Source organism: Micromonospora sp. MA102, assembly GCF_025460765.1.
Taxonomy (GTDB): Bacteria; Actinomycetota; Actinomycetes; order Mycobacteriales; family Micromonosporaceae; genus Micromonospora; species Micromonospora halotolerans.
Window position 1 is genome coordinate 133,606 of the sequence record NZ_JAMWEG010000004.1, and the last position, 15,277, is coordinate 148,882.

The window sequence follows — 15,277 nt, forward strand, 5'->3', positions numbered from 1 at the left end:
ATGGTGACGGCGGGTCCCGGCGCACCTCGGGAACCCGCCGCTCGTCTCCTGCCCGGTCGCACCCGGGCGTTCGCACCTTCAATCGTCACCGCCGGCACCAGAGCGGTGACGTCCTGCTCAACCCTGCTGGACGGCCTCGGTCCGGGCGTCGACCTGCCGGTGCAGGTACTCCCGGATGAGCGCCTTCGCCTCGACCAGCACCCGCTCGTCGCCCTCGGTCGTCCGCCGGAACGCCAGCTTGATCAGCGAGTCCGCGGCCTCCACCGCGACCTCCAGGTGGAAGCGGAGGTCGGGCACGCCGGCCAGACCGAACCGTTCCGTGAGCACCCGGGCGAGCTGATCCGCGATCACCCCGTTGTTGTCCCGCTGCTCGTCGAGCAGGTGCAGGTCGACCACGTCGCCGAAGTGCAGGGTACGAAAGCCCGGGACCGTGCGGTGCATCGAGATGTACTCGTCGATGGCCGCGTCGACGCCGTCCCACCAGTGGGTCAGGTCGGCGGAGGAGAACCTCTCGTCGAGCCGCTGGAGATAGGACTCCATCGTGCGCAGCGTCAGCGCCTGCACGATGGCCCGCTTGTCCGGAAAGAACTGGTAGACCGACCCGATCGCCACCTCGGCACGCTCGGCGAGAAGGGTCGTGGTCAAACCCTCGTACCCCACCTCGTCGACGAGCTCGGCGCAGGCGTCCAGCATCCGCTGGACACGCGCGACACTTCGACCCTGCACCGGTACCCGACGCAGCGGCCCGGTCGTGGCGGCTGGTGTGGACACTCGGCGCCACCCCCCTTCGACGGATGAACATATCTGCACGTCACGAGTCTGTGACTACCGGTACAACGAGCCGGGCTCGATTGCGGTATTTACCAGGTACAACGTTCCTGATATGAAGTCAGTTCATATTCACGTCGAGGAGCGTCCCCATGGCCGGCACGGCAGCCGCCTGGTCCAACTGGGCCGGCAACCAGCGCAGCACCGCCGCCCTCACGGTGCGCCCGCGCACCGTCGAGGAGGTCGCCGAGGCGGTGCGCCACGCCGCCGACACCGGCCGGACGATCCGGGCGGTGGGCAGCGGACACTCCTTCACCGGCACCGCCGTCGCCGACGGGCACCGGCTCGACCTCGCCGACCTGGCCACCGGGGTCACCGTCGACACCGCTCGCCGCCTGGTCACCGTACCGGCCGGAATGACCCTGCACACCCTCAACGACCTGCTCGCCGCCCACGGCCTGGCACTGCCCAACCTCGGCGACATCGACGCGCAGACCGTCGCCGGGGCGCTCTCCACCGGCACCCACGGCACCGGCGCGAAACTCGGCTGCCTGTCCACCTTCGTCACGGCGCTGACCCTGGTCACCGGCACCGGCGAGGTGCTGCGCTGCTCCGCCGACGAGCACCGCGACGTGTTCGCCGCCGCCCGGGTCGGGCTCGGCGCCGTCGGAGTGCTGGTCGAGCTCACGCTGCGCTGCGTCGACGCGTTCGTGCTCCGCGCGCACGAGCGCCCGGCGGCGCTCGCCGCCGTGCTCGACGACCTGCCCGGCCTCGTCGAACAGCACGACCACGCCGAGTTCTACTGGTTCCCCTACACCGACCGGGTGCAGGTCAAGACCAACGACCGGGTACCCGCCGACGACCGGCCGCTGCCCCGCTGGCGCGGCTGGTTGGACGACGAGTTCCTCTCCAACACCGTCTTCTCCGGTGCCTGCCGGCTGGGCCGCGCCGTGCCCTCGCTCGCCCCCGGGATCAGCGCGATCTCCGCCCGGGCGCTCACCGAACGCACCTACACCGGCCGCTCCGACCGGGTCTTCTGCACCCCGCGCCGGGTCCGCTTCGTGGAGATGGAGTACGGCCTACCGCGCGCCGCCCTGCCCACCGCGCTGGCGGAACTGCAGCGGATCGTGGACGGGCTGCCGTTCAAGGTGCTGTTCCCGGTCGAGGTGCGGTTCACCGCGGCCGACGACATCTGGCTCTCCCACGGGTACGGGCGGGACTCCGCGTACGTCGCCATCCACCAGTACGTGGGAATGCCGTACGAGCCGTACTTCCGGGCCTTCGAGGAGGTCGCCACCGACCTGGGCGGCCGACCCCACTGGGGCAAGCTGCACTGGCGGACCGCGGAGTCCCTGGCCACGGCCTACCCGAAGTTCACCGACTTCCTGACGGTCCGCAAGCACGTGGACCCCGACAACCGCTTCACCAACCCCTACCTCCAGCAGGTGCTGGGCGCCTGATTCTGAAGATCTTGGAAGGGAAGGGCCCTCATGGGGGCCGGTTCCTTCCAAGATCTCGGGGAGCCGTCAGCCGCGCCAGCCGCCGGCGTGAAGGGCGGCGCGGAGTTGGGTGACGACCGCCTCGGGGTCTACGCGCAGGGCCCACGAGGGAAACCGGAGGACGCGGCCGCCCTCCATCCAGAGGTCGTTCTGCCGGCGCATGTCCGCCCAGGCGTGGGCCGGGTCGAGATGCTGGCCACCGTCCACCTCGACGTGCACCCGCCACTCCTCGAAGTACGCGTCCAGGTAGCGGCGTCGGCCAGCCGCATCCCGCCGAACCTGCTGGCGTGTCGGTTCCGGCAGCCCGGCACGGCGGACCAGGCCCAACAGGTCCAGCTCGCCCAGCGAATGCGCGCCACCGGCGGCGTCCGTCGCGGTGGTCAGGATCAGGTGGCGCCGGCGGAGGCGCGGCATCCGGTCGATGACCTCGTGCAGGTCGTCGCCGCCCACCAACCGCTGCTGGAATGCCGCCGCTACGACGGTCCGGGCCTGCCCGTCGTTGAACGCCCACTGGGCCGCGTCGACGATCGACCGGGCGGCCGTCGTCCGCGGTGGCTGTCCCAGCGGGAGCACGTCCCGGTCGGGCAGGTGACTGGTCCGGTGCGCCCGAACACCCGTTGGCAGCGGGGCACGACGACGGGTCGCCGGCAGCAGCAGGTGCACGACCCGATCGGGGAACCCGCGCAGGCCGCCCGCCTGGGCGGCGGTGAGCCCGCCGAGCAGTGCGGTGGAACCGGCGGCCAGCACGGCGATCCATCGGAGCTGGGCCGCACCGATCGGGCCGTTGTGCGCGACGAGGACCGCACGGTGCGCCCGACGCCACCGACCGGCCGCCACCCGGTGCCGGATCGCCTTGCTGGTGAGGTGCTCCCGCGCCTGTGCCAGGGAGATCACGTCCTCCTGCCGGAAGAGCAACCACGTCAGTTCGTCCGCGTCATCGCCCGGCACCGCCCGCCGCAACCCCGCCCAGGAACTCCCCACCCACCAACCCTGCCCCCGACCCACCTCTCCTCGCCGCCCCTGTGGACAAAGAAAAGATCTTGGAAGGAAACAGCCCCCATGAGGGCCATTTCCTTCCAAGATCTCGAAGAGAGCGTTACTCCGGCGAGGTGGTCGCCTTTTTGGGCGTTGCCTTTTTGGCCGGAGTTTTCTTGGCGGTGGTGGTCTTGGCCGTCGTGGTCTTCTTGGCGACCGTGGACTTCGCCGCGGCGGTCTTCTTCGCCGCGGTCGTCTTCTTGGCCGGGGCGGCCTTCTTCGCCGCCTTCTTCTTCGGCGCCGGACCCTTCGCCCGCTTCTCGGCGAGCATCTCGGAGGCCTCCTCGAGGGTCAGCGCCTCCGGGGTCTGGCCGCGCCGCAGCGAGGCGTTGCTCTCCCCGTCCGTGACGTACGGGCCGAACCGGCCGTCCTTGATGACCAGCGGCTTCTCGGTCGTCGGGTCGTTGCCCATCTCCCGCAGCGGCGGCGCGGCGGCCCGGCGCTGCCGGGTCTTCGGGGCGGCCAGCAGGGCGAGCGCCTCGTCCAGCGTGACGGTGAACATCTTGTCTTCCGAGTCCAGCGAGCGGAACTCGTCACCGCGCTTGACGTACGGCCCGTAGCGGCCGTTGTTGGCCACCACCTCGGCGCCCTCGGGGTCGGTGCCGATCAGCCGGGGCAGGCGGAGCAGCTGCAACGCCTGCTCAAGGGTGAGGCTGTCCGGCGACTGCGAGCGCAGCAGCGAGGACTTCCGCTCGCCGCTGGCCACATAGGGGCCGAACCGGCCGGACTTGAGCAGGATCGGCTCGCCGGTGGCCGGGTCGTCGCCGAGCTTGCGCTCGCCCCCGCCGCCGAGGAACAGCTCGTGCACCTTCTCCGGGGTCAGCTCGTCGGGGGCCAGCCCCTCGGGGATCGGCGCCCGGTCGCCCTGGCTGCCGCCCTCCTCGCCCTCCGCGGCGGGCGTGGGCTGCTCGCCCGGCAGCGCCCGCTGGAGGTACGGCCCGTAGCGGCCGACCCGGACGACGACCTCGCGCCCGTCGTCCTCGGTGAAGAGCGGGATCGAGTTGACGCTGCGCGCGTCGATGTCGCTGAGGTTCTCGGTGACCAGCTTCTTCAGCCCGCCCGCGTGGGCGATGGCCTGGTCGCCGGTGCCGTTGGCGCTGCCGAAGTAGAAGGAGGTGAGGAAGTCGACGGCCGCGTGGTCGCCGCCGGCGATCTCGTCCAGCTCGTTCTCCATGCTGGCCGTGAAGTCGTAGTCGATGAGGCGCGGGTAGTGCCGCTCCAGCAGCCCGATCACCGCGAACGCCAGGAACGACGGGATCATGGCCTGGCCGCGCTTGAAGACGTACCCGCGGTCCTGGATCGTCTGCATGATCGACGCGTAGGTCGACGGGCGGCCGATGCCCAGCTCCTCCAGGGCCTTCACCAGCGACGCCTCGGTGTAGCGGGCGGGCGGCTGGGTGTGGTGCCCCTGGGGGGCCAGCTCGTCGGCGGTGAGCGGCTGGTCCTTGGTCAGGGTGGGCAGCCGCCGCTCGGCGTCCTCGGCCTCGGCGTTCTCGTCGTCGCTGGACTCGACGTAGGCGCGCAGGAAGCCGGGGTCGGTGATGGTCTTGCCGGTGGCGCCGAAGTCGGCCTCCTCGCCGGCGGAGGAGAGCGCCCGGATGCGCACCGAGACGCTGGAGCCGACCGCGTCGGTCATCTGCGAGGCGATGGTGCGCCGCCAGATCAGCTCGTAGAGCTTGAACTCCTCGGCCGACAGCTCCTTGGCCACCTCGCCCGGGGTGCGGAAGTTGTCACCCGCCGGGCGGATCGCCTCGTGCGCCTCCTGCGCGTTCTTCACCTTGCCGGTGTAGCGGCGCGGCTCCGGCGGCACGCTGCGCTCGCCGTACAGCTCGCCGATCTGCCGGCGGGCCGCCGCGATGGCGGTCTCCGACAGGTTCACCGAGTCGGTACGCATGTAGGTGATGTAGCCGTTCTCGTAGAGCCGCTGCGCGGTGCGCATCGTCTGCTGCGACGAGAGCCGGAGCTTGCGGGCCGCCTCCTGCTGGAGGGTGGAGGTGATGAACGGCGCGTACGGGCGGCGGCGGTAGGGCTTCTCCTCGACCCGGGTGACCGTGAAGGGACGGCCGTCCAGTCGCGCGGCCAGACCCCGGGCGCCGCTCTCGTCCAGGTGCACCACGCCGGCGCCGGCCCGGACCCGGCCCGTGGTGGGCTCGAAGTCCTTGCCGGTGGCGATCCGGTCGCCGCCCAGCGCGATGAGGGTGGCGTTGAAGGTGCGCGGCCCCTCGCCGGGGTTCGCCACCGCGAGGGTGGCCAGGATGTCCCAGTACTCGGCGGTGCGGAACGCCATCCGCTGCCGCTCCCGCTCGACCACGATGCGGGTCGCCACGGACTGCACCCGGCCGGCGGAGAGGCCGCTGCGGACCTTGCGCCACAGCACCGGGGAGACCTCGTAGCCGTAGAGCCGGTCGAGGATGCGCCGGGCCTCCTGGGCGTCGACCAGGTCCCGGTCGATCTCCCGGGGGTTGGCGACGGCGGCCTGGATGGCCGGCTTGGTGATCTCGTGGAAGACCATCCGCTTGACCGGCACCTTGGGCTTCAACGTCTCCACGAGGTGCCAGGCGATCGCCTCGCCCTCGCGGTCCTCGTCCGTGGCGAGGAAGATCTCGTCGACTTCCTTGGCCAGCGACTTCAGCTTGGTGATCTGCTTCTTCCGGTCGGCGGAGACCACGTAGAGCGCGGCGAAGCCGTTGTCCACGTCCACGCCGAGCCGGGCCCAGGGCTTGTCCTCGTAGGCGGCCGGGATCTCGGCGGCGTTGCGGGGCAGGTCCCGGACGTGGCCGAAGCTGGCCTCCACGACGTAACCCGGGCCGAGGTAGCCCGAGATCGTCTTGGCCTTCGCCGGTGACTCGACGATGACCAGACGGGTGGTTCCAGCGTTGCTCGGCACGTCTCTCCCCGACCTCACTCCTACGCAATGCCCGCTTCGGGGCGTGTTGCACCTTGCCGGACCACCGGCGGTCCGGATGTCCAACGTAACGCGCCGTCCGCGTTCCGGGTTTCGTGGGCGGCAAATGATCAGGTGGGCGTCGACCATCGGCCGGCACCCCGCCGGACGGCGCCACCGTACACCGTGGGTAGGGCGCCGAGCGGGTCACTGTGACGATCACGCACCCATGGCGGAGGGGGCACCGGTCGTTTTCCTGCGCAAACCTCCGCACGGTGTGTCCGGGATCGGACACGCGGCGGGCTTGCGCCGGAGGGTCAGCCGTGCGTCCCCGGCCACTCGGCCGCCGGGACGGCCCGCGGCCGGTCCCCCACCAGCTCCGCCAGCCGGTTCACGCGCCGTCGCCCGGTGATCCGGTACGCCGGCCCGCCCTCGTCCGCCTCCACGAACGCGGCCGGGAGCCCCACGGCGGCCAGCGCGGCGCGCACCGGCGGCCAGCACTCCTCGTCGGCGGGGCCGAGCCGGAGCCGGAACCCGGCCGGGTCGGCCGCCCCGGCTGCGGCGAGCCAGAGCCGCAGCCGCCGCCCGTTGAGGTGGAACGCCGCCGGGGGCCGCTTCACCGTGCCGCGCAGCCAGGCCAGGGCGAGCGGGGACAGCGTGGTGGCGTACGCGGTGCGCACCAGGTGCCGCCCGTCCCCGGTGGGCTCCCAGCTCGCCGGTATCCCCCGGGCGCCCAGCTCGGCCACCAGCACGTGCACCCGCCAGGCGGCGTCCACCACCACGGAGATCCGGGCCGTCCCACCCATCCGGACCACCTCACCAGGCCCGGCGAGCAGGCCGGCGAGGTCCGCCAGCGACGGATCGGCCGCCTCGGTGGAGAACAGCGAGGGCTGGCGGGCCGGGTTCTCCGAGGGTGGGGTCAGCGACACTCCGGGACCTCGTCGAAGGCCTTTTTCAGCTCGGGCGAGTTGAGCTTGCTGGTGTCCAGCGCGCTCGCGTCGTACTCCGTGTTGAGCGTGTCCACGGCGGCCCGCACGCCGTCGTAGAACGGGCCGGCCTGGGCGGTGTCCAGCCGGTCGATGGTGTCCCGGGCCCGCCCGTACGCGTCCCGCACCTTGCTGAGCGAGGCGCGGAACCCGAGGGAGATCTCGTCGCCGTGGTCCGTCTCCGGCACGCCCGCCTCCTCGACCTTGCGCCGGGCGGTCTCGCTGGCCTCCTCGGCCCCGGCGAAGAGCCGGACCAGGTTCTCCTTCGCCTGGGCCGGGGTGGTCCGCGCGGTCATCTGCTGCTGGGTGCTGCTGGTCAGCTTGTTGATCTCGGCCCGCCACGGGCTGAGCGCCTGGCAGACCGACGCGGCCCAGGCCTGCGGGCTGGGGCCGCCGCAGCCGGCGACGACGAGGACCAGCGTGGCCAGGACCACCGTGAGCTTTCCGGCGGTTGCCGCCCGGCGCGTACGCATGCGAAGCAGCGTACGACCTTGCGGTGGAAGTGCCACCGGTCAGGTTTCGTGCACGGGACCGCCGGACGGCACGGTTCCCGGCCGGCCGAGGCCGACCGGGAACCGTCGCGTCGTCCGGGTCAGGCGTTGACCGTCTCCACCTTCTGGTCCGGCGTGCCGGCACCGCTGTCGGAGTCGTCCATCGCGATGCCCTTGCGCTTGCTGAACACCACCGCGGCCACGATGATCAGCGCGGCCACCACGGCGACCGTGATGCGCAGCGCGGGGTTCTTGTCGTCGCCCACGCTCCAGGCCACCACGGCCGGGGCGATCAGCAGCGAGACCAGGTTCATCACCTTGATCAGCGGGTTGATCGCCGGGCCGGCGGTGTCCTTGAACGGGTCACCGACCGTGTCGCCGATGACGGTCGCGGCGTGCGACTCGGAGCCCTTGCCGCCGTACGCGCCGTCCTCCACCAGCTTCTTGGCGTTGTCCCAGGCGCCACCGGAGTTGGCCAGGAAGACGGCCATCAGGGTGCCCGCGCCGATCGCACCGGCCAGGTACGAGGCCAGCGCGCCCGGGCCGAGGCCGAAGCCCACGGCGATCGGGGCCAGGATGGCCAGCAGGCCGGGGGTCATCAGCTCGCGCTGCGCGTCCCGGGTGCAGATGTCGACGACCTTGCCGTACTCGGGGCGCTGGGTGCGGTCCATGATGCCGGGCAGCTCGCGGAACTGCCGGCGGACCTCCATCACCACGGCGCCGGCCGAGCGGGAGACCGCGTTGATGGCCAGGCCGGAGAAGAGGAAGACCACCGCGGCGCCGATGATGAGGCCGACCAGGTTGCGCGGGTTGGCCACGTTCAGCGAGTTGAGGATCTCGGTGCCGACATCGCCCACGCCCGCGTCCTCGTACGAGGAGCGCAGCGTGTCGGTGTAGGAGCCGAACAGCGCGGTCGCGGCCAGCACCGCGGTGGCGATCGCGATGCCCTTGGTGATCGCCTTGGTGGTGTTGCCGACAGCGTCCAGCTCGGTCAGCGTCCGCGCGCCGTGCTCGTCGATGTCGCCGGACATCTCGGCCACGCCCTGGGCGTTGTCCGAGATCGGGCCGAAGGTGTCCATGGCGACGATGACGCCGACGGTGGTGAGCAGGCCGGTGCCGGCCAGCGCCACCGCGAACAGCGACAGTGTGATGGAGCTGCCGCCGAGCAGGAACGCGCCGAAGACGCCGGCGCCGATCAGCAGCGCCGAGTAGACCGCCGACTCCAGGCCGACGCTGATGCCGGCGAGGATGACGGTGGCCGCTCCGGTCTGTGAGCTCTTGCCGATGTCCTGCACCGGGCGCCGGTTGGTCTCGGTGAAGTAGCCGGTGAGCGCCTGGATCGCGGCGGCCAGCACGATGCCGATGACCACCGCGCCGATGGCGACGAGACGCGGGTTGCGGTCCACGTCGGTCAACCCGCCCTCCAGCTCACCGAAGGTGGCCGGCAGGTAGGCGAACGCGGCGATCGCCACCAGCACGGCGGAGATCACGGCGGAGAGGTAGAAGGCCCGGTTGATCGCGGTCAGGCCGTTGCGGTCGCTCGTGCGCAGCCGGGTGATGAAGACGCCGACGATGGCGACCAGCACGCCGATGGTGGAGATGATCAGCGGGAAGACCAGGCCGTCCTCGCCGAACGCGGCACGCCCGAGGATCAGCGCGGCGACCAGGGTCACCGCGTACGACTCGAAGAGGTCGGCGGCCATACCCGCGCAGTCACCCACGTTGTCGCCCACGTTGTCGGCGATGGTGGCGGCGTTGCGCGGGTCGTCCTCGGGGATGCCCTGCTCGACCTTGCCGACCAGGTCGGCGCCCACGTCGGCGGCCTTGGTGAAGATGCCGCCGCCGACCCGCATGAACATGGCGAGCAGCGCGGCGCCGAAGCCGAAGCCCTCCAGCACGGTCGGGGCGTCACCCCTGAACAGGATGACGACCAGCGCCGCACCGAACAGGCCGAGACCGACGGTGAGGAAGCCGACCACGCCGCCCGTGCGGAAGGCGATCTTCATGGCGCCCTCGCGCCCGCCTTCCCGCTCCCGGGCGGCCGCGGCGACCCGCAGGTTGGCGCGGGTGGCCAGCCACATGCCGGCCCCGCCGATGAACGCGCTGAACAGCGCGCCCACCACGAAGAACGCCGACCGGCCGATCTTCACGAGGATCTCGCTGCCGTCGGTGTCGTGCACCGGCAGCAGGAACAGCAGCACGACGGCGATCACCACGAAGATCGCCAGGGTGCGGAACTGCCGCAGCAGGTACGCGGATGCGCCCTCCTGCACCGCCCCGGAGATCTCCTGCATGTTGGTGGTTCCCGTACCGGCCGCCAGGACCGCCCTGGTGAGGGCGGCCGCGAAGACGAGCGCCACCAGCGCGATGACCGCGGCGATGACGACGTACGTCACGTTGGCTCCGGTAAGGGACAGTGCGCCGCCGTCGGCGGCCAAGGTCTCGGACATCTATGTCCTCCTGTACCGAACACTCGCGCCGGCCAGTGGAGACGCACGGACCGACGCCTGGATTGCGGACTCGCAAGCGCGCGCCAACCCACCCCGGCGGACCAGCGATGAACACCCATTCCCGCTGGCTGCGAGTCGGGTCACTTGCTGACAACCCGGGTACTGTAGCCCTCCGGCGTGGTGAGGCTCACACCGAGGGGCCAGGGTGTCTCGATGATCTTCGTAACTGTGCTATGTGAGGAAATCTGATATAAGCGCCGGGCAGCACGACGAGGCCGCGCTCCCCGAGGGGAACGCGGCCTGCGGAAGGACAGGGTCAGGCGCGGCCGACCGGCCAGACCATCCGGACCTCGGTGCCGACGCCCTCGTCGACCGGGCGGACCTGGAGGTCCTCGACGAAGCCGGCGAGCAGGGCGAACCCCACCCCGGTGGTCAGCGCGTCCTCGCTGAGCGACTCCTTGGCCAGCTCGTCCGGGGGCAGCGCGGTGAGACCCACGCTCGCCTCGATCGGGGCGCGGTCGACCACCCGCACGGTGTACGACCCGCTGTCGGACATCTCCACGTAGACCGGGTCGGGCAGCCCGTACTGCCGGTGCAGCGCGACCGCCCGGGTGCACGCCTCGCCGATGGCCAGGCGCACCTCGTCGAGCAGGTCCTCGCGGACCCCGGCGCGGCGCGCCACCGCGACACCGACCAGACGGGCGGTGCGGACGTGCACCGGAGCCGGGGAGAAAGAGAGCTTGACGGTCGCCATCACGCGCCGGCGCCGGTCGGGTCGGCGTTGATCGCCGCGTCGACCGTGGGATGCAACGGGAAGACCTGGTCCAGGGCCGTGATGCGGAAGATCTTGAGCAGCGGCTCCTTGTCGCAGACCAGCGCGAACGAACCGCCGGCCGAGCGGAGCCGCTTGAGCGCGCCGACCAGCACGCCGAGACCGGTCGAGTCGAGGAAGTCCACCCGGCCCAGGTCCACCACGACCCGGCGGGCACCGCCGTCGATCAGCTCCAGGAGCCGTTCCCGCAGGCGCGGCGCGGTGTAGACGTCCACCTCACCCCCGACCTCGAGCACCGTGTGCTCCCCCACGGTGCGGGTCGCCAGCGACAGCTCCATCGGTCCCTCCTCGGTAAGCTCTTCTGGGCATCTAACCATCCCCCCGCGCGGCCACTTCCAGGTCACCGGCGAAGGCTTCCCCGTACCCAGCCCCCCGGGTTTTCAATTCCGAACACCAGTGCGAGAGTGCAGGACGTGACCTCTGACAGCTTCAGCTCGGCGCGCCTGGCGCCGCGCCGCGACCTGAAGCAGTCACCAGCGGCCACCGTATCGGCGGGCGGCGGTCCCGGCCGGGCTCCGGCGGAGCTGCTGCGCCGGCTGCGCCTGCGGCACGCCACCGACCCGGTCACCCACGTCGAGCGGGTGCCGGCCCGGACCGGCGAGCCGGCGCCGTGGCCGGACTGGGCGCCCGACGAGCTGCGGGCGGCGTTCGCGCGACGCGGCGTGGTCGCCCCGTGGCGGCACCAGGCCGAGGCCGCCGAGCTGGCGTACGCGGGGAAGCACGTCGTGGTGGCCACCGGCACGGCGTCCGGCAAGTCGCTGGCCTACCAGTTGCCGGCGCTGGGCACCCTGCTCGCCGACCCGCGCGCCACGGTGCTCTACCTGGCTCCCACCAAGGCGCTCGCCGCCGACCAGCTGCGCGCCGTCGCCGGCCTGGAGCTGGAGGGGGTACGCCCCGCCACCTACGACGGGGACACCCCGCGCACCGAGCGGGAGTGGATCCGCCGGCACTCCCGGTTCGTGCTGACCAACCCCGACATGCTGCACCACGGCATCCTGCCCGGACACGCGCACTGGTCGGGCTTCCTGCGCCGGCTCGCGTACGTGGTGGTCGACGAGTGCCACACCTACCGGGGCGTGTTCGGCTCGCACGTGGCACACGTGCTGCGGCGGCTGCGCCGGCAGTGCGCGCGCTACGGGCGTACCCCGGTGTTCGTGCTGGCCTCGGCCACGTCGGGCGACCCGGCGACGGCGGCCGGCCGCCTCACCGGCCTGCCCGTCACGGCCGTCACCGAGGACGCCTCGCCGCGCGGCGGCGTGACCTTCGCGCTCTGGGAACCGCCGCTGCTGCCCCCTCCTTCCGCTGACGAGGAGGTCGCCGACCTGATGTCCGTCCGGCGGTCGGCGCTGCGGGAGACCGCCGACCTGCTCACCGACAGCGTGATCGAGGGGGTACGCACGCTCGCCTTCGTGCGGTCCCGGCGCGGCGCCGAGGTGGTCGCCGCGAACGCCCGGCGGGCGCTCGACGAGGCGGTGCCGGGGCTCGGCGACCGGGTGGCCGCCTACCGGGCCGGCTACCTGCGCGAGGAGCGCCGCGAGCTGGAACGCGCGCTGCTCACCGGCGACCTGCTCGGGCTGGCCTCCACCAACGCCCTGGAACTCGGCGTCGACCTGGTCGGGCTGGACGCCGTGCTGATCTGCGGCTGGCCGGGCACCCGAGCGTCGCTCTGGCAGCAGGCCGGCCGGGCCGGCCGCTCCGGCGACGAGGCGCTCGCCGTACTGGTGGCCCGGGACGACCCGCTCGACACGTACCTGGTGCACCACCCCGAGGCGCTGTTCGGGCGGCCCGTCGAGGCGACCGTGCTCGACCCGGCAAATCGATACGTGCTCGCACCGCAGCTCGCCTGCGCCGCGCACGAGGCCCCGCTCACCCCGGCCGACCTGGAACTGTTCGGTGAGGGCGCGAAGGAGGCGGTCGACTCGCTGGTCGAGGCGGGTGCGCTGCGGCAGCGGCCCACCGGCTGGTACTGGCGGCACCGGGAACGCCCCGAGGTCGACCTGCGCGGCGAGGGCGGCGCCCCGGTCTGCGTGGTGGAGGAGTCCACCGGCCGGCTGCTCGGCACCGTCGACGGCGGCTCCTCGCACTTCCTGCTGCACTCCGGCGCGGTCTACCTGCACCAGGGTGTCTCGTACGTGGTCGACTCGCTCGACCTGGCCGACGGGTGCGCGCTGGTGCACGCCGAGGAGCCGGACTGGTCCACCCACGCCCGGGACGTCACCTCGCTGTCCGTGGTGTCCGTCCGGTCGTACGTGGACGCCGGGCCGGTCGGGCTCTTCCTCGGCGAGGTGGACGTGACCAGCCAGGTGGTGTCGTACCAGCGGCGGCGGATCGCCACCGGCGAGGTGATCGACACCCGGCCGCTCGACCTGCCGGCGCGGGAGCTGCGCACCGTCGCGGTCTGGTTCACGCTCTCGCCGGAGTCGCTCGCCCTCGCCGGCGTCGAGGCGGCGGACATCCCGGGGGCGCTGCACGCCGCCGAGCACGCCGCGATCGGCCTGCTGCCGCTCATGGCTACCTGCGACCGGTGGGACATCGGCGGGCTCTCCACCGCACTGCACCCGGACACCGAGGCGCCCACCGTCTTCGTCTACGACGGCCACCCGGGCGGGGCGGGCTTCGCCGAGCGGGCGTACGGGACGGCCGCCGCGTGGCTGCGCGCCACGCGGGACGCGATCGCCGAGTGCGGCTGCGAGTCCGGCTGCCCGTCCTGCGTGCAGTCCCCGAAGTGCGGCAACGGCAACAACCCGCTCTCCAAGCCGGACGCGGTCAAGGTCCTCGACGTGGTCCTCGCGAACCTGGCGGCGGCCGAGGGCGGGCGCGGGGCGGGGCTGCCTCGGCAGGAGGGGCGGGCCGCGGACTGACCTCCTGGTTCGTGGGACGGGCGCATGAGTGGGTCGGTATCGGGGCATTGATGCATGGGAGCGCTTCCATGTCCCCGAGATTCTTCGCGCCGGAGGTACCGCCGTGGCCGACACGATCGCCGAGACCGTCGACCTGCTCTACACGATCAACCAGGAGAACCTCACCCCCGATCAGCAGATCGCGCTGGGCGTCGCGCTGGCCAACCTGGCTCAGGCGGAACGCCTGGAGCAGATCAACGAGCGCCTGCGCGGCATCCACCAGGTGCTCAACGCCTGGGCCATGAAGGCGACGGTCGACGGCGGCCGATGACCGCCGGCCGGCCGCCGGCGAGCGGATCACCCGCCGGAACGCGCCGGTCGCGGGCACGCGGTGACGGCGGAGCTGTGCGAGACTCCGGCGTTTACCTCTTCAAGGAGAATTTGATGCAGCTCGACAGCTTGCAGGCCCAGCAGCGGTTCATCGTCCGGCAGCGGATCCGGATGATGGTCAACCAGTACGAGGTCCACTCGGTGGCGCCGGACGGCTCGGAGGGTGGGCTGCTCGCGTTCGCGCAGCAGAAGCGGCTCGCGTTCAAGGAGCAGGTGACCATCTACACCGACGACTCCAAGCAGTACCCCCTGCTCGGCTTCAAGGCCCGGCAGCGCCTCGACCTCGGCGCCACGTACGACGTGACGGACCACGCCGGCACCCCGATCGGCCTGTTCCGCAAGGACTTCGCCCAGTCGCTGCTGCGCTCCACCTGGCACGTCGAGCAGGCCGGCCTGCCGCAGATCACCGGGCAGGAGCGGAGCCTGCCGGTGGCCCTGCTGCGCCGCTTCGTCGACTCCCTCTCCTGGCTGCCCTACCACTTCGACTTCGTGGCGAACGGCCAGCCCGTGTTCTCGGTCGACAAGAAGTGGGGCCTGCGCGACCGCTACGTGGTCGACATCCACCACCCGCAGATCGACCGGCGACTCGTGATCGCCATGGCGGTCGGCCTGGACGCCCTCCAGTCCCGCTGAGTTCGACGGGGCGGCCGGAGTCGGGGGCGGTCTGTTTCTCCGCTCCGACACCGGCCGCACCCGTGAGGGGATGCGCTCCGGCCATCGTCGTCAGCCTCGGGTCGGGCCCGCCCGGGAGCTGGCGGTCGCCGCGCGGGCGAGCCAGGGCAGCGGGGCGACGCTCACCTCCGTCGTGACGACGACGTCGAGACCGTCGAGCCGGCAGGCCACCAGCCGGCCGCCGTTGGCCGCGGCCAGGTCGGCGGCTCGTCCACACGCCGCCTCGACGCCTTCGAGGGCCCGGCCGGCACCGGCGAGCGCCCCGAAGTCGGCCGCGTTCCGGGCCTGGTGGCGCGCGCATCGGGCCGCGCCGAGCCCGGCGCCGAAGAGCCCGACCACCACGAGCACCAACCCCACGGCGAGCAGGCACACGGTCGCCCCGCCCCGCTCGGCGTCGCGGTGGGACCGCCCGTCCGCCGCCCTCACGGCC

Annotated in this window: 13 protein-coding genes; 4 read left to right on the forward strand and 9 right to left on the reverse strand. The window is 72.2% G+C overall.

What is annotated here, in order from left to right; all coding sequences use genetic code 11:
- Positions 1–117: 117 nt before the first annotated feature.
- The gene (locus NFX44_RS10440) at positions 118–693 is read right to left on the reverse strand and encodes a TetR family transcriptional regulator (protein ID WP_262283564.1); all 576 of its coding nucleotides are present in this window, start codon (positions 691–693) and stop codon (positions 118–120) included.
- Positions 694–920: 227 nt separating this feature from the next.
- On the opposite strand from NFX44_RS10440, the gene NFX44_RS10445 reads away from it, so the two are divergent.
- Positions 921–2,228, forward strand: a complete 1,308-nt coding sequence (locus tag NFX44_RS10445) for a D-arabinono-1,4-lactone oxidase (RefSeq protein WP_262283303.1) — start codon at positions 921–923, stop codon at positions 2,226–2,228.
- Positions 2,229–2,294: 66 nt separating this feature from the next.
- On the opposite strand, the gene NFX44_RS10450 is transcribed toward NFX44_RS10445, so the two are convergent.
- From NFX44_RS10450 to NFX44_RS10480, 7 genes are all read right to left on the reverse strand, one after another.
- Complete coding sequence (locus NFX44_RS10450; protein WP_262283304.1) at positions 2,295–3,248, reverse strand: endonuclease domain-containing protein; 954 nt, start codon at positions 3,246–3,248, stop codon at positions 2,295–2,297.
- 115 nt (positions 3,249–3,363) lie between these two features.
- Positions 3,364–6,189, reverse strand: coding sequence for a type I DNA topoisomerase (gene topA / locus NFX44_RS10455; RefSeq protein WP_262283305.1), 2,826 nt, complete (start codon positions 6,187–6,189; stop codon positions 3,364–3,366).
- Positions 6,190–6,503: 314 nt separating this feature from the next.
- Positions 6,504–7,115 (reverse strand): hypothetical protein, encoded by a 612-nt coding sequence (locus tag NFX44_RS10460; protein ID WP_262283306.1) that lies wholly within the window; start codon positions 7,113–7,115, stop codon positions 6,504–6,506.
- Positions 7,106–7,645, reverse strand: coding sequence for a hypothetical protein (locus tag NFX44_RS10465; protein ID WP_262283307.1), 540 nt, complete (start codon positions 7,643–7,645; stop codon positions 7,106–7,108). The genes NFX44_RS10460 and NFX44_RS10465 overlap by 10 nt, the downstream gene beginning before the upstream one ends.
- Positions 7,646–7,764: 119 nt before the next feature.
- The gene (locus tag NFX44_RS10470; RefSeq protein WP_262283308.1) at positions 7,765–10,113 is read right to left on the reverse strand and encodes a sodium-translocating pyrophosphatase; all 2,349 of its coding nucleotides are present in this window, start codon (positions 10,111–10,113) and stop codon (positions 7,765–7,767) included.
- A gap of 316 nt (positions 10,114–10,429) precedes the next feature.
- Positions 10,430–10,870: an ATP-binding protein gene (locus tag NFX44_RS10475; RefSeq protein ID WP_262283309.1), complete on the reverse strand. Its 441-nt coding sequence runs from the start codon at positions 10,868–10,870 to the stop codon at positions 10,430–10,432.
- Positions 10,867–11,223: an STAS domain-containing protein gene (locus NFX44_RS10480; RefSeq protein WP_151462042.1), complete on the reverse strand. Its 357-nt coding sequence runs from the start codon at positions 11,221–11,223 to the stop codon at positions 10,867–10,869. The genes NFX44_RS10475 and NFX44_RS10480 overlap by 4 nt, the downstream gene beginning before the upstream one ends.
- A 165-nt stretch (positions 11,224–11,388) precedes the next feature.
- Between NFX44_RS10480 and NFX44_RS10485 the strand changes: the two genes are divergently transcribed.
- The 3 genes from NFX44_RS10485 to NFX44_RS10495 all read left to right on the forward strand — a co-directional run bounded on the left by NFX44_RS10485 (position 11,389) and on the right by NFX44_RS10495 (position 14,808).
- Positions 11,389–13,806 carry a DEAD/DEAH box helicase gene (locus tag NFX44_RS10485; protein ID WP_262283565.1) on the forward strand — a complete coding sequence of 806 codons (2,418 nt, stop codon included), beginning with the start codon at positions 11,389–11,391 and terminating at the stop codon, positions 13,804–13,806.
- Positions 13,807–13,909: 103 nt separating this feature from the next.
- A complete protein-coding gene (locus tag NFX44_RS10490; protein WP_262283310.1) occupies positions 13,910–14,116 on the forward strand; it encodes a hypothetical protein in 207 nt (68 codons plus the stop codon).
- A 113-nt stretch (positions 14,117–14,229) separates the two neighbouring features.
- Positions 14,230–14,808, forward strand: a complete 579-nt coding sequence (locus NFX44_RS10495) for a hypothetical protein (protein WP_091315200.1) — start codon at positions 14,230–14,232, stop codon at positions 14,806–14,808.
- A gap of 90 nt (positions 14,809–14,898) precedes the next feature.
- Here NFX44_RS10495 and NFX44_RS10500 read toward each other — a convergent pair whose 3' ends face one another.
- Positions 14,899–15,273 (reverse strand): Rv3654c family TadE-like protein, encoded by a 375-nt coding sequence (locus NFX44_RS10500; protein WP_262283311.1) that lies wholly within the window; start codon positions 15,271–15,273, stop codon positions 14,899–14,901.
- Between the last annotated feature and the right edge of the window lie 4 nt (positions 15,274–15,277).